14 protein-coding genes are annotated in these 19,230 nt (G+C 73.2%); 6 read left to right on the top strand and 8 right to left on the bottom strand.

The window, feature by feature from the left end:
- Positions 1–116 precede the first annotated feature (116 nt).
- The 6 genes from RY076_RS06615 to RY076_RS06590 are packed head-to-tail and all read left to right on the top strand — an operon-like array spanning position 117 to position 10,073.
- Entirely contained in the window at positions 117–2,414 is a 2,298-nt protein-coding gene (locus tag RY076_RS06615; protein ID WP_413785741.1) for an alpha-1,4-glucan--maltose-1-phosphate maltosyltransferase, read from the top strand.
- A 4-nt stretch (positions 2,415–2,418) separates the two neighbouring features.
- Positions 2,419–4,125, top strand: coding sequence for a maltose alpha-D-glucosyltransferase (treS, locus tag RY076_RS06610; protein WP_323096802.1), 1,707 nt, complete (start codon positions 2,419–2,421; stop codon positions 4,123–4,125).
- Entirely contained in the window at positions 4,125–5,552 is a 1,428-nt protein-coding gene (locus tag RY076_RS06605; protein ID WP_323096801.1) for a maltokinase N-terminal cap-like domain-containing protein, read from the top strand. The genes treS and RY076_RS06605 overlap by 1 nt, the downstream gene beginning before the upstream one ends.
- Entirely contained in the window at positions 5,549–7,879 is a 2,331-nt protein-coding gene (gene glgB, locus RY076_RS06600; protein ID WP_323096800.1) for a 1,4-alpha-glucan branching protein GlgB, read from the top strand. The genes RY076_RS06605 and glgB overlap by 4 nt, the downstream gene beginning before the upstream one ends.
- Positions 7,876–9,522, top strand: a complete 1,647-nt coding sequence (gene pgm / locus RY076_RS06595; protein ID WP_323096798.1) for a phosphoglucomutase (alpha-D-glucose-1,6-bisphosphate-dependent) — start codon at positions 7,876–7,878, stop codon at positions 9,520–9,522. Before glgB ends, pgm begins: the two co-directional genes overlap by 4 nt.
- Positions 9,519–10,073 carry a hypothetical protein gene (locus tag RY076_RS06590; RefSeq protein WP_323096797.1) on the top strand — a complete coding sequence of 185 codons (555 nt, stop codon included), beginning with the start codon at positions 9,519–9,521 and terminating at the stop codon, positions 10,071–10,073. Before pgm ends, RY076_RS06590 begins: the two co-directional genes overlap by 4 nt.
- A 59-nt stretch (positions 10,074–10,132) precedes the next feature.
- Here RY076_RS06590 and RY076_RS06585 read toward each other — a convergent pair whose 3' ends face one another.
- The 8 genes from RY076_RS06585 to RY076_RS06550 form a co-directional block, all read right to left on the bottom strand.
- Positions 10,133–11,089 (bottom strand): tetratricopeptide repeat protein, encoded by a 957-nt coding sequence (locus RY076_RS06585; RefSeq protein ID WP_323096796.1) that lies wholly within the window; start codon positions 11,087–11,089, stop codon positions 10,133–10,135.
- Positions 11,090–11,103: 14 nt separating this feature from the next.
- The gene (locus RY076_RS06580) at positions 11,104–12,096 is read right to left on the bottom strand and encodes a hypothetical protein (RefSeq protein ID WP_323096795.1); all 993 of its coding nucleotides are present in this window, start codon (positions 12,094–12,096) and stop codon (positions 11,104–11,106) included.
- A 234-nt stretch (positions 12,097–12,330) separates the two neighbouring features.
- Positions 12,331–13,287 carry an ABC transporter ATP-binding protein gene (locus tag RY076_RS06575; RefSeq protein ID WP_323096794.1) on the bottom strand — a complete coding sequence of 319 codons (957 nt, stop codon included), beginning with the start codon at positions 13,285–13,287 and terminating at the stop codon, positions 12,331–12,333.
- Positions 13,284–16,418, bottom strand: a complete 3,135-nt coding sequence (locus RY076_RS06570) for a hypothetical protein (protein ID WP_323096793.1) — start codon at positions 16,416–16,418, stop codon at positions 13,284–13,286. The genes RY076_RS06575 and RY076_RS06570 overlap by 4 nt, the downstream gene beginning before the upstream one ends.
- Positions 16,415–17,122 (bottom strand): ABC transporter ATP-binding protein, encoded by a 708-nt coding sequence (locus tag RY076_RS06565; protein WP_323096792.1) that lies wholly within the window; start codon positions 17,120–17,122, stop codon positions 16,415–16,417. Before RY076_RS06565 ends, RY076_RS06570 begins: the two co-directional genes overlap by 4 nt.
- Positions 17,123–17,259: 137 nt before the next feature.
- The gene (locus RY076_RS06560) at positions 17,260–17,853 is read right to left on the bottom strand and encodes a GNAT family N-acetyltransferase (RefSeq protein WP_323096791.1); all 594 of its coding nucleotides are present in this window, start codon (positions 17,851–17,853) and stop codon (positions 17,260–17,262) included.
- Complete coding sequence (locus RY076_RS06555; RefSeq protein WP_323096790.1) at positions 17,795–18,106, bottom strand: thiamine-binding protein; 312 nt, start codon at positions 18,104–18,106, stop codon at positions 17,795–17,797. The genes RY076_RS06560 and RY076_RS06555 overlap by 59 nt, the downstream gene beginning before the upstream one ends.
- A 49-nt stretch (positions 18,107–18,155) precedes the next feature.
- On the bottom strand, positions 18,156–19,163 hold the full coding sequence (locus RY076_RS06550) for a GNAT family N-acetyltransferase (protein ID WP_323096789.1): 1,008 nt from the start codon (positions 19,161–19,163) through the stop codon (positions 18,156–18,158).
- Positions 19,164–19,230: the final 67 nt, after the last annotated feature.

The raw sequence follows: 19,230 nt of genomic DNA, 5'->3' as shown, positions 1-19,230 counted from the left end.
CCGGGTTTCATCCCTCGGACCCGAATGATCCTGATTCGTGCCCACCCCCCGAGACGGGCCGGCGACCCACCGCGCGCCCGTGTCGGGACGGGCGCAACTTCGATACGGTCGATCCCGTGACTGGCTCAGCGAAGAAGTCCCGTTCCAGCAAGCCCGCACGACCGCGCTCGCAGGTGTCACCCGCGAGCCGACCCGACCCGACACCGGTGACCACCGTGTCGCGCGGCGCCACCTCGGCCGCGCAGGCCCCGTCATCCCCGGCGTCCCCGGCCCCGCCGGCAGCCACCCCCGACGACTCGCACCCGGGTGCCGACGCCGCCTTCGTCGACGACACGTCGGCCGGCGCCTCGACGCTCGCACCCGAGCACCCTCTGAGCGAGGCGCCCACCGTCGCGGGCTACCCCGGCGACGCGCTGCCCATCGGGCGCATCCCCGTCAGCGACGTGCGACCCCTCGTCGACGGTGGCACCCGCCCGGCCAAGTCGGTCGTCGGCGAGGAGTTCGTCGTGCGCGCCAAGGTGTTCCGCGAGGGCCACGACGCCGTCAACGCCACCGCGGTGCTCACCGACCCCGACGGCCGCGACCACTACTTCGCGATGCACTGCGACAACCCGGGCGCCTCGGAGTGGTCGACGACCGTCGTCGCCGGCCGGGAGGGCTGGTGGACCTACCGCGTCGAGGGCTGGTCCGACCCCTACGCCACGTGGGTCCACGACGCCGGCATCAAGATCGCGGCCGGCGTCGACGAGGACCTCATGTGCGCCGAGGGCGTCAAGGTGCTCGAGCGCTTCGCCGAGGCGGTCCGAGGCCAGGGGGCGGACGCGTCGGAGATCGACAAGGGCGCCCTCGCCCTCGCCGACACGCGTCGCCCGGCCGCGCACCGTTTCGGGGCGGCCACCTCCCCGGAGATCACCGGCCTGGCCGCGATCATGCCGCTGCGCGAGCTCGTCTCCCCCTCGCCGTCCCACGCCCTGCACGTCGAGCGCGAGCTCGCCCTGTTCGGCGCCTGGTACGAGATCTTCCCCCGCTCGGAGGGCGCCCGCCGCGACGAGACGACCGGCGAGTGGGTGTCGGGCACGTTCCGCACCGCCGCCCAGCGGCTGCCCGCCATCGCCGACATGGGCTTCGACGTCGTGTACCTGACACCGATCCACCCCATCGGCACGGCGGCGCGCAAGGGGCGCAACAACAGCCTGACGACCGAGCCCGGCGACCCCGGATCCCCTTACGCCATCGGCTCGCCCGACGGTGGGCACGATTCCGTCCACCCCGACCTCGGCACGTTCGAGGACTTCGACGCGTTCGTCGCCGAGGCCCGACGCGTCGGCCTCGAGGTGGCGCTCGACATCGCGCTGCAGGCCTCGCCGGACCACCCGTGGGTGCAGACGCACCCGGAGCTGTTCACGACGCGCGCCGACGGCACCATCGCCTACGCCGAGAACCCGCCCAAGAAGTACCAGGACATCTTTCCCCTCAACTTCGACAACGACCCCGCCTCGGCCTATGCCGAGGTGCGCCGGGTCATCCAGGTGTGGCTCGACCACGGCGTGCGCATCTTCCGTGTCGACAACCCGCACACCAAGCCGGTTCGCTTCTGGCAGTGGCTGATCGCCGATGTCGCGGAGCAGTACCCCGAGACCATCTGGCTGTCGGAGGCGTTCACGAAGCCGGCGATGATGCACGAGCTGGCCAAGGCCGGCTTCCAGCAGAGCTACACCTACTACGCGTGGCGCAACGAGAAGTGGGAGCTCGAGGAGTACGGCCGCGAGCTGGCCTCCGACGACACCGGTGCCGCGTACATGCGCCCCGCGTTCTGGCCCACCACGCACGACATCCTCACGCCGTACATGCAGTACGGCGGGCCCACCGCGTGGAAGCTGCGCGCGGCCCTGGCGGCCACGCTCGTGCCGACGTACGGCATCTACGCCGGCTACGAGCTGATGGAGCACGTGGCGCGCCCCGGCGCCGAGGAGCAGATCGACAACGAGAAGTACGAGTACAAGGACCGCCAGTGGTTCCTCTACGAGCCCGGTGGCCCGCTCGAGCACCGCTCCCTCGCGGGGTACCTCAAGCGGCTCAACGAGATCCGCGGCTGGCACCCGGCGCTGCGGTGGTTGCGCAACCTGCACTTCCACTCGGCCGACGACGACAACGTCCTCGTCTTCAGCAAGACCCGCGTCGACCGCTCGACGGGACAGCGCGACACCGTCCTCGTCGTCGCCAACCTCGACCCGCACGCGACCCGTGAGACGTGGGTGCACCTCGACCTCGGCGCGATGGGTATGGCCTCGTGGTCGACCTTCGACGCGCACGACCACATCACCAACCAGACGTGGCAGTGGCGGCAGGACAACTGGGTCCGCCTCGGCCCCGACTCGGAACCCGTTCACATCATCACCGTGAGGAGCCACTGACCACATGCAGGGACTCAACCTCTCCCAGCCGGGGCTGAAGCACGACCCGCAGTGGTTTCGAAAAGCGGTGTTCTACGAGGTGCTCGTGCGCGCCTTCTCCGACAGCAAGGGCGTCGGGGCCGGCGACTTCACGGGGCTGATCCAGCGTCTCGACTACCTCCAGTGGCTCGGCGTCGACTGCCTGTGGCTGCCGCCCTTCTACGCCTCGCCGCTGCGCGACGGCGGCTACGACATCGCCGACTACAAGGCCGTGCTGCCCGAGTTCGGGACGCTGCCGGAGTTCACCGAGCTCGTGTCGCAGGCGCACGCCCGCGGCATCCGCATCGTCACCGACCTCGTCATGAACCACACGAGCGACCAGCACCCGTGGTTCCAGGCCAGCCGCGCCGAGCCCGACGGGCCGTACGGCGACTACTACGTGTGGTCCGACACCGATGAGGGCTACGACGACGCCCGCATCATCTTCGTCGACACCGAGGTGTCGAACTGGACCTTCGACCCCGTCCGGCGGCAGTTCTTCTGGCATCGGTTCTTCAGCCACCAGCCCGACCTCAACTTCGAGAACGAGGCCGTGCAGGAGGCGATGTTCGACGTCGTCCGGTTCTGGATGGACCTCGGCATCGACGGCTTCCGCCTAGACGCCGTGCCCTACCTCTTCGAGGAGGAGGGCACCAACTGCGAGAACCTGCCCAGGACCCACGAGTTCCTCGCCAGGCTGCGCACGATGGTCGACACCGAGTACCCGGGCCGCATCCTGCTCGCCGAGGCCAACCAGCCGCCGGCGGAGGTCGTCGACTACTTCGGCACCGACGAGGCACCCGAGTGCCAGATGTGCTTCCACTTCCCGGTCATGCCGCGGCTCTACTACTCGCTCCGCGAGGAGAAGGCCCAGCCGATCATCGACGTGCTCGCCGACACCCCGGCCATCCCGTCGGGGACGCAGTGGGGCACCTTCCTGCGCAACCACGACGAGCTGACGCTCGAGATGGTGACGCCCGAGGAGCGGGCCGCGATGTACGGCTGGTACGCGCCCGATCCGCGGATGCGGGCCAACGTCGGCATCCGGCGCCGCCTCGCTCCCCTGCTCGACAACAGCCGCCCCGAGATCGAGCTGATCCACGCGCTCGTGCTCTCGCTGCCGGGCTCGCCGTGCCTCTACTACGGCGACGAGATCGGGATGGGCGACAACATCTGGCTCACCGACCGCGACGCCGTGCGCACCCCGATGCAGTGGACCCCCGACCGCAACGCGGGCTTCTCGACCGTCGACCCCGGCAAGCTCTACCTGCCGGTCATCAGCAGCCTCGTGTACCACTACAACAACGTCAACGTGGAGGCGCAGATCGCGTCCTCGTCCTCGTTGCTGCACTGGGTGCGCGGGATGCTCCAGGTGCGCAGCCGGCACCCGGTCTTCGGCCTCGGCGACTTCACCGTCGTGCCGGCGGACAACGACCACATCCTGTCCTACACGCGCTCGATGGACGCCGACGGTGACCACGCCGCCGAGGCGGTGCTCTGCGTCAACAACCTGAGCAGCCGGCCGCAGGCCGCGACGATCCAGCTGCCCGAGCACTTCTCGGGCCGGGCGCTCGTCGACCTCTTCGGCGGCAGCGGGTTCCCGTGGGTGGCCGCCGACGGACGCGTGACCCTCACGCTCGGCTCCCGCGACTTCTTCTGGCTCCAGCTGCGCGGGCAGGAGGACAACCGCTGATGGCCGTCGTCCACAAGGGAGCCACGATCACCCCGACGAAGATCGAGATGGTCACCGCGTGGATGCCGCGCCAGCGCTGGTACCACGGCAAGGGCCACGTGCCGCAGCTGCGACGGGTCGGCGGGTTCCGGTTCGAGGACCCGGCCGGCGAGGTGGGCGTCGAGACGCTCCTGCTCGCCGACGAGGCCGTGGCCCCCGCCGTCGTCTACCAGGTGCCGCTGACCTACCGGGGCGCGCCGCTCGAGGGGGCCGAGCACGCGCTGCTCGGCACGATGGAGCACAGCGTGCTCGGCACCCGCTGGGTCTACGACGGCCCGCACGACCCGGTATACGTCTCCGAGCTGGTCCGCACGGTGCTCGAGTCGGACGTCTCCGACGACGCGCAGGCGTCGGTCGGCAGCAGCGCCCGCGCCACGGGCTCGGCCACGGGTCAGGCGGCCGGGAGCGTCACGTCGTCCGCGGTCCTCACCGGCGAGCAGTCGAACACCTCCGTCATCTGCCGGATGGGCGCCGAGGCCGGCGGCCCGGCCGAGCCGCTCATCGTCAAGGTCTTCCGCACCCTGCAGGACGGCGACAACCCCGACGTCGTGGTGCAGTCGGCCCTGACGCACGAGGGCTCGGACCGCGTACCCCTCGCGTACGGCAACCTCCACGGCGCGTGGGACGCGCCCGCAGGTGGCGGCGTCGAGCACGGCCACCTCGCCTTCGCGCAGGAGTTCATCCCCGGGGTCGAGGACGCCTGGCGGGTGGCGCTCGTGGCCGCTGCGGCGGGCACCGACTTCACGACCCGCGCCCGCGACCTCGGCGTCGTCACGGCGCAGATCCACATCGCGCTCGCCCACGCGCTCGGCACCACCGAGGTCACCCCGCAGGCCCGCGAGGCGCTCGTCGCCTCGATGCGCCAGCGCTGCGCGGCGGCGGTCACGCTCGTGCCCGACCTCGCCTCCCGCGTCGATGCGGTCGAGCGTGTGGCCGCCTCGGTGCGCGACGTGGAATGGCCTGCGCTGCAACGGATCCACGGCGACTACCACCTCGGTCAGGTGCTCGACGTGCCCGAGCGCGGCTGGGTCGCCCTCGACTTCGAGGGTGAGCCCCTGCGTCCACTGTCCGAGCGCGTCGCCCCCGACCTCACCCAGCGCGACGTCGCCGGCATGCTGCGCTCGTTCGACTACGCGGCCGGCTCGGTCGCGCTCGCCGACGCCGCCGTCGACGCCAGGGCGTGGGCGGCGGCGTGCCGCACCGCCTTCCTCGAGGGGTACGCGTCGGTCGCCGGCGAGCCGGGCCCCGACGCCAGCGCGCTCGTGCGCGCGCTCGAGCTCGACAAGGCGCTCTACGAGGTGGTCTACGAGGCCCGCAACCGGCCCACGTGGCTGCCGATCCCGCTCGGCGCCGTCGAGCGGCTCACCAGCGAGGAGGCCACCCCGTGACCACCGGCCCGACCGACCCCACCACCCACCGCACCCCCTCCCCCGCGCTCGACCACCGCGCCATCGACGCGTTCCTGCAGGGGCGCAACGGCCAGCCGCACGACCTGCTCGGCCACCACATGGGCCCGGGCGGCCTGACCATCACGGCGTTCCGGCCCTACGCGACCCGGGTGGCCGCGCGGCTCGACTCCGGAAACCGCGTCGAGCTGCAGCACGTGCGCGACGGCCTGTGGTCGATGACCTCCCCCGACTTCGGCACCACCCACGACTACCGCCTCCTCGTCGAGTACGGCGACGGGGTCGAGCACGAGCAGGACGACCCCTACCGCTTCGCCCCGACGCTCGGCGACGTCGACCGGCACCTCGTCGGCGAGGGCCGCCACGAGCAGCTGTGGAAGGTCCTCGGCTCGCACGTGCGCCACTACGCCGGCCCGCTCGGCGACGTCTGGGGCGTCTCGTTCGCGCTGTGGGCCCCGCGCGCCAAGGCGGTCCACGTCATCGGCGACTTCAACGGCTGGGACCGCCGCACCCACCCGATGCGGGCCCTCGGCGAGAGCGGCATCTGGGAGCTGTTCATCCCCGGAGCGCAGGAGGGCATGAACTACCAGTTCGCCGTGCGCGGCCCCGACGAGCTCGTCCGGCTCAAGAGCGACCCCATGGCCCGGATGACCGAGGTGGCCCCGAAGCAGGCAGCGATCGTCACCGAGACGCACTACAGCTGGGGCGACGGCGAGTGGATGGAGCAGCGGCGCACCCGCAACTCCCACGAGGGGCCGATGAGCATCTACGAGGTGCACCTCGGCTCGTGGCGCCAGGGAGAGGGCTACCGCGGCCTGGCCGAGCACCTCGTCAACTACGTGCGCGACCTCGGCTTCACCCACGTCGAGTTCCTGCCCGTCATGGAGCACCCGTACGTGCCGTCGTGGGGCTACCACGTCACCGGCTACTACGCGCCGAGCTCGCGCTGGGGCACCCCCGACGACTTCCGCCACCTCGTCGACGAGCTGCACAAGGCCGGCATCGGGGTCATCCTCGACTGGGTGCCGGGGCACTTCGCCACCGACGAGTGGGCCCTGGCCCGCTTCGACGGCCTGCCCCTCTACGAGCACCCCGACCCGCGCCGCGGCTGGCACCCCGAGTGGGGCTCGAACATCTTCGACTACGGCCGCCCCGAGGTGCGCAACTTCCTCGTCGCCAACGCCCTGTACTGGCTCGAGGAGTTCCATGCCGACGGCGTACGCGTCGACGGCGTCGCCTCGATGCTCTACCTCGACTACGCCCGCGACGCGGGCCAGTGGGAGCCGAACAAGGACGGCGGCCGCGAGAACCTCGAGGCCGTCGAGCTGCTCAAGGAGACGAACGCCACCGCCTACAAGCGCGAAGGCGGCATCGTCACCATCGCCGAGGAGTCGACGACGTGGCCGGGCGTCACGCGCCCGACGAACCACGGCGGCCTCGGGTTCGGCTTCAAGTGGAACATGGGCTGGATGAACGACTCGCTCAAGTACCTGGGGCAGGACCCGATCTACCGCAGGTACGAGCACGGCAAGCTGACGTTCTCGCTCATGTACGCCTTCGACGAGAACTTCGTCCTGCCGATCAGCCACGACGAGGTCGTCCACGGCAAGGGCTCGCTGCTGCGCAAGTCGCGCGGTCCGCGCGAGGAGCAGGTGGCGACGCTGCGTGCCTTCCTGGCCTACCTCTGGTGCCACCCGGGCAAGCAGCTGCTCTTCATGGGATGCGAGTTCGGCCAGGAGTCGGAGTGGTCGGAGGGCCGCAGCCTCGACTGGTGGCTGCTCGAGCAGCCCCTCCACTACCGGGTCCACAACCTCGTCAAGGACCTCAACGGCATCTACCGGCACCACCGGGCCCTGTGGGAGCTCGACAACGACCCGTCCGGGTTCGAGTGGCTCGAGGCCGACGACGCCGACCACAACACGTTCTCGTGGCTGCGGTTCGGTCGCGGCGACCGTGGTACCGACGCGCCCGCCATCGCGTGCGTCATGAACTTCAGCGGCGAGACGCAGCCGTACTACCGCCTCGGCCTGCCACGCGGCGGCCGGTGGGAGGTCGTCCTCGACACCGCCGGTTACCACCCCGACGCCCCGAGCAGCGCCGGCATGGTCATCGACGCCGCGGCCGAGCCGTGGAACAGCCAGCCCTTCTCGGCCGCGATCACCGTGCCCCGGTTCTCGACCGTCTGGCTCGTCCCGGTCGCGGAGCCCGCCGCGGCCCCGGTTGCCGGCGCCGGCGACGCGTCGGCACGGACCCTCCCGGCCGGCGGAACCGGCGCCGACCGTGTGACGACGAACGGAGACCCCTCATGAACCACCCGCGCGCGGGCCAGCCGGCCCGTCCCGAGGACCTCGTCGACGTCGACGCGCTCATCGCCGCGTACTACGACCGCCACCCCGACGTCGACGACCCCGACCAGCAGGTCGCGTTCGGCACGTCGGGCCACCGCGGCTCGAGCCTGCGCACGGCGTTCAACGAGGACCACATCCTCGCCACGACCCAGGCCATCGTCGACTACCGCGCCTCGCAGGGCTTCGACGGCCCGCTCTTCATCGGCCGTGACACCCACGGCCTGTCCGAGCCGGCCTGGCGCTCGGCCCTCGAGGTGCTCGTCGCCAACGGGGTGACGGTGCTCGTCGACGACCGCGACGGCTACACCCCGACGCCGGCGGTGTCGCACGCGATCCTCAGGGCCAACCGCGGAAAGGCCTCTGGTGCAAGCGGTCTGGCCGACGGCATCGTCGTCACGCCGTCGCACAACCCACCTGCCGACGGCGGCTTCAAGTACAACCCGCCGCACGGCGGACCCGCCGACACCGACGCCACGTCGGTCATCGCGACGCGCGCCAACGACCTCATCCGCGGCGGCCTGGCCGAGGTCAGCCGCGTGCCGTTCGAGAAGGCCCGCGGCGAGGCCGGCGCCTACGACTTCCTCGGCACGTACGTCGACGACCTCCCCTCGGTGCTCGACCTCGCGCGCATCCGCGAGGCCGGCGTACGCATCGGCGCCGACCCGCTCGGCGGCGCGTCGGTCGGCTACTGGGGCGAGATCGCCGAGCGGCACGGGCTCGACCTCACCGTCGTCAACCCGAGCGTCGACCCGCAGTGGGCGTTCATGACGCTCGACTGGGACGGCAAGATCCGGATGGACTGCAGCTCCCCCTCCGCGATGGCCTCCCTCATCGGCGCCAAGGACGACTACGACATCTCCACCGGCAACGACGCCGACGCCGACCGCCACGGCATCGTCACGCCCGACGCGGGCCTCATGAACCCCAACCACTACCTCGCCGTCGCGATCCGCTACCTCTACGGCGGCGCGCGTCCGGGCTGGGGCGAGGGCACCGCCATCGGCAAGACCCTCGTGTCGAGCTCGATGATCGACCGGGTCGCCACCGAGCTGGGCCGCACGCTGCTCGAGGTCCCCGTGGGCTTCAAGTGGTTCGTGCCCGGGCTGCTCGACGGCTCGGTCGGCTTCGGCGGTGAGGAGTCGGCGGGCGCGAGCTTCCTGCGCACGGACGGCTCCGTGTGGTCCACGGACAAGGACGGCATCCTGCTGGCCCTGCTCGCCTCGGAGATCCTCGCCGTGACCGGTCGGACGCCGAGCCAGCACTACGCCGAGCTGACCGAGCGCTTCGGCTCCCCCGCCTACGCCCGCATCGACGCGGCGGCGAACCGTGAGCAGAAGGCCAAGCTCGCGGCGCTCTCGCCCGACGACGTCAGCGCGGAGTCGCTTGCCGGAGAGGCGATCACGGGCAAGCTGACCTCCGCCCCGGGCAACGGCGCGAAGATCGGCGGGCTCAAGGTGACCACCGAGAGCGCGTGGTTCGCCGCGCGCCCGTCCGGCACCGAGGACGTCTACAAGATCTACGCCGAGTCGTTCAAGGGCCCCGAACACCTCGCGCAGGTCCAGGCGGAGGCCAAGGACGTCGTGTCGGCAGCGCTCGGCGGATGACCGACCCGATCCACCCGACCGACGCCTCCGGCCCGACCGACCACCCAGACCCGGCCGACGCGTCCGCCTCCCCCACGACGCCCGGACGCCTCGTCCTCGTGACGGGCGCGGACGCGTCGGGGCTCGGGCGGCTGGCCCGCGCGGTGGGCGAGCGCCTCGGCGGCGCGCTCGTCGTCGACGGTCAGGCGCTCGACGCCATGCTCGTCGGCGACGCGTCCGCGCCGCTCGTGCCACCCACCGGCGTCGCGCTCGTGCGCCGCCAGCTGCTGCGGTGGTCGGCGGGGCTGGCGCTCGCCGAGACCTACCTCATCGAGGGCCACGACGTCGTCGTCGCCGACCGGGTCGAGGGCGAGCGGCTCGAGGACTACCTCGACCTCGCCGCCCCGCAGCCGGTGCACCTCGTCGTCGTCGGCGCCGGCATCGACCCGTCCACCCCGGGCTGGGGCCTGTGGGTGACGACGCCGCCCGAGACCGGTGACGAGGACTCCCTCGCCGGCACCGCAGCCGAGGTCGTCGAGCGTCTCGCCGAGTCGGTCGTCGACACCGCCTGACGATCGAAAGAGCAGTCCGTCTCCTCGCGGGGACGAACTGCTCTTTCGATCGGGATTGGTCAGAAGAGGGCGCTCATGAGGGCCTTGCGGGCCCGCGCCACGCGCTCGTCGGACGTGCCGACCACCTCGAACAGCTCGACGAGGTGCTCGCGCGCCTGGTTGCGCTCGGCGTCGGCCGTGACACGCACCGTGTCGATGAGGCGCACGAAGGCGTCCTCCACGTGGCCACCGAGCACGTCGAGGTCGGCGACGAGGATCTGCGCGTCGACGTCGGTGGGCGCGGCAGCGGCGGCAGCCCGCGCCTGCTGGAGGTCGGCGCCCCGCGTGCGCTGGAGGAGACCGACCTGAGCCAGGCCGATCTTGGCGTCGGTGTCGGCGGGGCTCTGGGCGAGCGCCTCGCGGTAGGCGTCGGCCGCGGTGTCGAGGTCGTCGGCCTCGATGGCGTCGAACGCCTTCTGGTGCAGCGGCGGCAGCGGCGGCTCCTCCGGGGCGTCGTCCTGCGCCTCCTGGCCGTCCTGCCCGGCGTCGGCGCCCGGGACGGTGCCGGTGACGCCGTGCTGGGCGGCGAGCGCGAGCACCTGGTCGATGACGGCGACGACCTGCGCCTCGGGCTGGACGCCCTCGAAGAGCGGCACGGGCTGGCCCTGGACGAACGCGAAGCTCACCGGGACGGCCTGCACCTGGAAGGCCTGCAGGATGCCGGGGTTGGCGTCGACGTCGACGGTGGCGAGCTGGAAGCGGCCGGCGTAGCGCCGGGCCACCGTCTCCAGCGTCGCGACGAAGTCGGTCGACTCCTGCAGGCGCGGCGACCACAGGACCATGACGACGGGGTGGCTGGTGCTCGCCCCGACGAGGTCACGGATCGAGGCGTCAGTGCCCTCGACGACGACGCCGGCACCGTCCGTCGAGGTGGAGCCCGCGGCGGAGCCGGGGCCAGCCGGCTGGGCCGGACGCTTGAGCGACGAGAGGTCGACGGCACCGCGCAGTGCCGCTGCGGTGAATGGCTGCTGGCTCATGGATCAATCCTGCCTCACCGCCCCGTGCCGTCGACGAGCTGGTCCGCCGCGGCCACGACGCGGGCCTGGCCGGAGGCCGGGATGACGAAGGCGACGATCTCGTTGGAGGTGAGGTCTGCCTCGGTCGTGATCTGCTTGATGCCGGTCAGCAGGGTGAGGTCCTTGGCCGGCTTGAGCTTCATCGGCGTGCGCATCGCGATGGCGTCGTGGCGCACGAGCGAGGCGAAGACGATGGCGCCCTGACCGTCCTTGAGGCGCAGCCCGCCGATGATCCCCTTCGGCTCGTGCTTCTGGCTGAAGGAGCCCTGGTTGTTCAGGGCCTGCGACTGGGCCGTGGCGGACTGGCGCAGCTGCTCGGTCAGCGGGTCGTCGGCCAGGACCTTGGTGGCCACCGGCGAGGGGTACTGCACGGCGCCGGCGAAGGCCGAGACGACGTCCTCGGGCTTGGCGGCCAGGCCCTTGCCGTCGGCGAGCGCCGCCGAGCCGCTGTCGGCGTCGTCGAGCGCGTCGAGCTTGGCGTCGGGGAGCATCGGGGTGACGGCGGCAGCCTTGAAGGGACCGGCGGGGCTGTCGGCCACGAGGAGGACGAGCACCGCGGCGCCCGTCTTCTTCAGCGTCGTCTGGGCCAGGATCTGCACCGGCTTGTCGCCCTCGCGGGAGATGCCGAGCACCTTGGCGCCACTCGTGGACAGCTCGGCCTCGGCCTTCTCGGCGGCGGTCCGGCCGCCGAGGGTCTTCGCGTAGGCGTTGGCCGACTCGAGGGCCATGCCGGTGAAGGCCTTGGCACGGGCGGCGGCACCACCGGCGGAGGCGTCGAGCAGCGAGGACGCGACGGCCGACACGGTGCCGTTCGTCGTCGTGCCGGCGGCGTCCACGGCGACCGCGGGGGTCTCGGAGGCACCGGAGCCGTCGCTGCCGTCGTCGGCGTTTCCGGTGCACGCGGACAGCATCGCGACGGAGGCGAGGGCAGCGGCCAGGACGCGGCGACGGGTCGCGGGGCGGGGCATGGAGAGACCTTTCGGGACTCGGGAAGACCGGTTGACCCGGCGTGCACCAGCAGCGCCGAGGGGCAGCGCGGGGGACGTCGGGCGGCCGCCACGGGGCGCGGCCACCGTCAAGTTACGCACGAGTCGTCGCGATACCACAAATCGAGTCCGACGCCCGCCGAGGACATACTCGGACACTCGGGGCGACGCGGTCGGCCTCGTGCCGCACGACCCCGCCGACGCGTGTCAGACGGCTCACGTCGCGGCCGTGTCGGGGCTCTCCACGCCCTCGGCCTCGCCGGGCAGCGGCGCGTCCGCCGGCAGCAGCAGCCAGGCGCGGCCGTCGTGGTGCAGCCGCACGAGCGACCCGGGCGGGAACTCGTCGAGGGCGGCCCCGGCGAGCGGCAACGAGCCGTCGGCCGACACCACCGCGAACTCCTCCCCCTGCCGGCCCTCGGCCCCGACGCGCCCGTCCCGGATCGTCACGGTGCGCGGCAGCGCGGCCGCGACGTCGGGATCGTGGGTCACGACGACGACCGTCGAGCCGACGCGGCGGTTGACGTCGTGCAGGGCACGGAGCACCCGGTCGCGCGCGGCGTGGTCGAGCTGGCTCGTCGGCTCGTCGACGAGCAGCAGCCCGGGCTCGCAGGCGACGCCGACGGCGATGGCGACGAGCTGCGCCTGGCCGGGCGTCAGCGACGACACCTCCCGGTCGGCGAGGTCGCCGATGCCGAGCGGGCCGAGCACGTCCTCGACCGTCGGAAGGCTCCCGGCCAGGCGTCGCGCGGGCGCCTGGGCCACCTCGACGTTCTGCCGCGGCGTCAGGTAGGGCACGAGGTTGCGGGTGGCGCCCTGCAGGACGAGGCCGATCTGCCCGGCGCGCAGGTCGTCGAGGGCCGAGGGCGAGAGCGAGCGCAGGTCGTGGCCGCCGATGAGCGCCGTTCCGGCGCTGGGGGCCGTGAGACCGCCGAAGACGGTGACCAGCGTCGACTTGCCGGCGCCCGACGGGCCGAGCAGGCCGACCATCTCGCCGGCACCGACGTGCAGGTCGACGCCGGAGAGCGCCGCGACGTCGTGGCCCTCGGACCGGTAGATGACGACGAGACCGCGCGTGGTGACCGGCAGCCCGCGGCCGCCCGACCCGGCGGGGCCCTCGACTCCCGCGTCGGGGGCCGACGGGGTCCGGTCGAGCTCTTGGTCCACTGCGGTCACGGCTGCTCCCTCACACGCGAGACGACGGCGCGGCCGGCGAGCCACAGCCCCAGGACGAGCCCGACGGCGACGAGCCACACCATGGTCACGCCCGCCGAGAGGGCCATCGGCCCCACGGCCGGGCGGACGTCGGGCACGTACACCTCGGACGGGGTCGTGAAGAACGGCACGAGCCGCAGCGCGAGCCGCGCCCCGACGACGCCGCAGGCCGAGCCGACGACGACGGCCACGACGATGACGGCCACCTGCTCGGCGATGCCGACGCGTCGCAGCGTGCCGCCGCCGACGCCGGCCAGACGCAGGGCCGCGAGGTCGCGCGACCGCGACCGCCATGACGTCACGCCCACGAGGACGAGCACGAGCGCACCCATGAGCAGCGCGATGACGCCGACGACGAGGGCGAGGCGCAGCGACCAGGCCGACGCCGACCGGTCGAACGCGTCGAGCACCTCGGTCTGGTCGGTCCGCTCGCGCACCGAGACCCCGGAGCGGGCCAGGGCGGAGGTCACCTCGCCGACGCGGGACCGGTCTGCCACGAGCACGTCGAGGGACCCGCTCGCGTAGAGCCGGCTGGCGCGGGCTGCGAGGGCGTCGTAGTCGACGAGCGCCACGTTGGTGAAGCCGCCCGGCACGACGCGCACCCGCCCCTTCTCCGCGACGGTGACCGCGGTCCCGACGAACCCGCTGACCGAGGTGACCTCGGGTGTGGCGCCTCGGGTGGCGGGGGCGACGACGACGGGCAGGGCTGCCGGCGCGGTCGAGGCCGTGACGATCCCACCGGACGACGCGAACCGGATGCGCGCCACCGCCGGTTCGGCCCGCTGGGTGGTGACGTAGGAGAACCCGGGGCTCTCGGCCGAGAGCCGGTCCAGCGAGTAGGGGGTGCCGTAGGAGGACCAGGTCAGTCGGCCGAGCTCGACCGGGGGCGCGCCCGGAGCGGCGACCCGGGCGACGGTGACCTCGCCGGCGAGGAGACGCGTCTCGTCCGGCGCCCGGTCGATGCTGATCCCGACCAGGGTGCACGAGCGCGGAGCGCACGGCACGGCGGCCGTGAGCGTCGTGGTGCCCGACGGCCGGAAGGGCACGGCGCCGAGCGGCACCGACAACGACCCGCCGTCGGCGTCCTGCAGCTCGAGCCGCAGCGGGAGCCGGTCGGGCGCGGTCGGCTTCGGGTTGAGGCCGGTCAGCACACGCTGGATCTGCACGTCCGACACCTGCACGGCGACCCGGCGCCCGGCAAGCTCGGCCGAGCTGAGGTCGGATGCCAGGACCGACGACCAGTCGACGGCCGGCCCGGAGCCCGCGCCGATGGGCAGCGCGACCCGCGCCATCGCCCGCGGCACGACGGCCATCGTCGCGACGGCGTCGGAGCTGCCGGGCTGCAGGTGCGCCACGGGGGCCACCCACGTCGCGCCGGGGTCGAGGCGCTGCAGCAGCGCTCGCAGCTGGCGAGGATCCTTGGAGTCGGTCTGGAGCACGACCTGCGCGCCGGTCTCGAGCGCGGCGCGCTCGGCGCGGTTGCGCTGCCCGGCGAGGTAGGCGTCCGTCGCGAAGACGAGCAGCGCCGACGCGACCGTGACGATGGCGACGACGCGACGCACGCCCGGTCGGCGGGCCACCTGCAGCGCGGTGACGCCGGCGGCGACGTGACCGCGGCGCAGCGCCAGGTGCCCGAGACGGGCGGCGACCGGGACGAGGAGCATCGCGAGGAGCAGCCCGACGGCGAGCGCGAGCAGCGCCGGCGTCGCGAGCACGACCGGCCCCGACACCGACCCCGTCACGATGGTGACGACACCGGCGGCGGCGACGGTGACGACCACCGCGTCGACGAGCCCGACGGCGAGGGCACCCTGGCGCGGGGGCACCCGGCGCAGCAGCGAGGGGATCGGCTCGCGGAGCGGTCCGCGGGCCGCGACGAGGACGGTGAGGACGCCGACGAGCAGCGCCGCGACAGCGGCCACGACCGCCCCGAGCGGGACGTCGAGCGCCCCACCACCCGGCAGCCAGACCCGCGACACGAGCACGTCGAGGGCGCCGGCGACCACGACGCCGAGAGGCACGCCGACGGCGACGAGGCCGCCGAGCTCCGCGAGCAGCATCCGCCGGGCGCCACGGACGCCGTGGCCGCGCAGGCGCACGAGCGCGATCTCGGGACGGCGCTGCTCGACCGCCGCCGACGCGGCGAGGCCGAGCACGACGGCCGCGAGGAGGGCGAGCTGGCCCAGGAGCAGCGGCACGAGGACCGACGCCTGGACCTGGCCGCGCACGACGGTCCGGGCGAGGTCGTCGAGGGCCGTCGTGATGGACGGTCCGCCCGAATCGCCCTGAGGACGGGCCTTCTCCGCCGTGAGGGCGGCGGAGACAGCCGGCAGGTCGTCCACCCCGAGGGTCGGGCGGTCGAGGGCGCTCGTCACCGTCAGCGTCGAGCCCGACGTGTACTTGGCGAAGAACGCCGGGGCGACGACGGGCGCGTCGACCTGTGGGGTCGACCCGAGCCCGGCGACGACGCGGGTGCCCGCCCGCCCGGTGAGCCGCGTGCCGAACCAGTACGTGTCGTCGCGGACCTGCTCGTAGGTGCCGACGATCCGGGCGGCGTCGCGGGCCCGGGCGTCGGAGACCTGCCCTCCCGGCGAGGAGGCGAAGCCGACGCGGTCGCCGACCTTCCAGCCCTCGAACCGGGCCTCCGCGGCGGACACGAGCACGTCGGTCTCCGCCGTCGGGCAGCGTCCGCTCACCAGCGTCAGGCGCACGCAGCCGGCAGCCGGCGCGTAGGCGGTGACGAGGACGCCGCCTCCACCGCGCCGCGGCGACATCGACATCGTCACCTGACCCGAGACGATCGACGTCGGCGGCCGCAGGAAGGGGCGCACCTGCTCCGGGATCCGTGAGAGCACGCTCTGCGTCGACGGCACGAACGTGCCGTCGGTCACCTGCTCGAGGGCGATGCCGGTGGACATGACGCTGGCCCGGTCGAGGGCGTCGTGCAGGAGGGCGTGCTCGAGCGAACGGGCGTAGAGCGGCCCGAGGACCGCGCTCGCGGTGACGAGCGAGGACAGCAGCACGAGGGCCAGGGCCTGCCCGCGGCGGTGACGGGCCGCGGACCAGGCGACGGCGAGACGACCGGCGCTCATCGGACACTCACCACGTGGCCCTCGTCGAGGTGGACCTCGGCGGCGGCCTGCGTCGCGGCCTCGGGGTCGTGGGTCGCCATGAGGACGGTGCAGCCGGCGGCGGCGAGGTCGTGGAGCAGCTCGAGGACGCGCTCGCGGTTGGCGTGGTCGAGCTCGGAGGTCGGCTCGTCGGCGAGGAGCACCGCGGGGCGGGACGCGAGCGCCCGCGCGACGGCGACGCGCTGCTGCTGTCCGCCGCTCAGCTCCTCGATGAGGTGTCCGCCGGACTCCTCGAGGCCGACGGCGGTGAGCGCCTCGGACACCCGCTGTGCGGCCTCGCCCGGGCCCACGCCGGCGTCGAGCAGCGGCACGACGCAGTTCTCCCAGGCGGTCAGCACCGACGCCAGCCCGTTGCCCTGGGGTACGAGGCCGACGCCGAGCGCCAGCGTGGCGGCGCGCCCGCCGGACGGACGCACCGTGGCGTCGCCGACCCGGACCCTGCCCTCGACCGTCGCGCCGCTGAGCGCTCCGGCGACCGACCAGAGCAACGTCGACTTGCCGGCTCCGGAGGGCCCGGTCACCGCCGTGACGACCCCCGGCCGGGCCAGGAGGTCGACCCCCTCGAGCGCGCGGCGCTGCCCGAAGCGCACGCCGAGGCCCTCGATCGCGATCGGTGGGGACGGTCGGTACGCCTCGGCTCCGACTCCCCCTGCGACCAGACCCACGTCGGTCCCTGTCCCCACTGCCGTCCCCTTCCGGCTCGGTGTCCGCGGGCGAGTGTGCACCCGCGAGCAGGTTCGTGGCGCAAGGGAGCCCGGTGACGTCGGGATCGTGACCGCATCGTCACCAACGGGTCTCAGGGTCAGGTGCGGCGCACCATCCGGATCTCCGTGGTGCCGGTGGGCTCGTGCTCGCAGCGGCCGCCCTCGTCGGCGAAGCCCCGGCGCTCGTAGAAGGCGCGAGCCCGGGCGTTGTCCTCGACGACCCACAGCGACGCGTCGCGGTCCCCGACGAGGCGGTCGAGGAGGGCGTCGGCGACGCCGGTCCCCCGGGCGCGGGCGGCGAGGTTGACGGCGTAGAGCTCCCACGGCGTGGGAGCGTCGTCGTCGCGGCTCGCGCCGGCGCTCGCGAACCCGGCGATGCGCCCGGCGGGGTCGTGCACGACGAGGGTTCCGCCCTCGGCCGGCGGGGCGGCCGCGATGGTGCGCCAGCGATTGGCGCAGCTCTCGTCGCTGAGGCCGGCGAGGTAGTCGGCCGGCATGATGCCGGCGTAGGCCTCGCGCCAGACGGCCATGTGGACCCGGCCGAGCTCGTCGCAGTCGGCGGGCACGAGCGGCGCGAGGCGCCAGCCGTCCGGCAGCGCGCGTCCGGGAACGGCCCGCGCGGGGCCGGCGATGTCAGCCGTCCCGGCGCTCGAGGGCGGCCTCGAGCCGCTCGAGCTTGCCGTCGAGCTCACCGGTGAACCCGGGCCGGATGTCGGCCTTGAGCACGAGGCCGACCCGCGGCGAGACCTCGGCGATGGCGTCGCAGCATCGCTTGACGAGGGCCATGCACTCGTCCCACTCCCCCTCGACGGTCGTGAACATCGCGTCGGTGCGGTGCGGCAGCCCTGACTCGCGCACGAGGCGGATGGCCGAGGCGACGGCCTCGCTGACGGAACCGGTGTCGTCGGCGGCGACGGTGGGCGCGACGGAGAAGGCGATCAGCATGCGCCCACCGTAGGCCGCCGGGTCGTGGTGCTGCAGGCGGGGCCCGCGCTCAGAGGTCCTTGCGCATCGAGAGGGCCTCCTCGGTGATGCGGAAGCCGAGGTCGACGTTGATCCGCACCATCCACGGGTTCTGCTCGTCGTTCATCGTCTGCACCCGGGTGCGCTGCGGGAACGTCTCGGCGAGCAGGTCGAGGTTGGCCACCTTGACGGCCATGCCGAGCCGGTGCCCGCGGTGCTCGGGCAGCACGAGCGTGCCCCACTGGTGCACGACGTCGGGGTCCGACGGCGGGACGTTGAGGTCGGTGTACGCGGCGACGACGCCAGTGCCGCGGTGCAGGGCCACGGCCGTGAGCAGCGTGTTGCCGACGCGGGCGTGGTGGTCGAGCATCGTCTGGTAGTCCTCGACGGTCTGCGACTCCGGCTCGAAGTCGACGTCGCCGGTCGGGGCGTCGAGGATGAGCCGGTTCGAGGCGTCGCAGACGCCCTGGCGCAGCTCCTCCGGGACGCCTCCCGTGAAGACCTTCACCTCGTAGGCGTCGCCCATCGCCTCGGCGGCCCGCTCGCGCTCGCGCGTCATGAGGTCGTCGTCGATCGGCAGTGGCAGCGACCGGACGATCTCGGTGCTCGCGACCCGGTAGCCACGGCGCTCGGCGAAGCCCCGGTCGGGGTGGGACTCGCGGTCGCCCTCCGGCACGTAGACCTCGGCGAGGAGCATGGAGCGCCGACCGGCCCGGGCCTGCGACTCGCTCCAGTCGAGCAGCGCGCTGCCGTAGCCGCTGCGTCGGTGCTGGGGGTCGACGCGCAGCTCGGTCCAGCACTTGTCGAGGTTCTCGCGCTCGGGGAAGTACAGCTGGGACCAGCCGACCGGCGCCCCGTCGACGACGACCACGGCCGACTCCATGCGCTCACCCGGGAAGTCGAAGCGCAGCCAGGCGGCGAACTCCTCGGCCGTGCGCTGCATCGGGTGCACGCGCGACACGGCATCGACGCGGGTGGCGATGCCGTACAGCTCCTTGACCATGACGTCGTCGTCGCGGTCGAGCGGGATGATGTCCATGACTCGACGGTGACACCGCCGGGGCCGCCGCCACAACGGAATTACGGTCGACGCCGGTGTCCCGACG

This window comes from Intrasporangium zincisolvens (assembly GCF_034724055.1).
GTDB lineage: Bacteria > Actinomycetota > Actinomycetes > Actinomycetales > Dermatophilaceae > Monashia > Monashia zincisolvens.
This window is presented reverse-complemented; position numbering and strand designations above follow the sequence as displayed.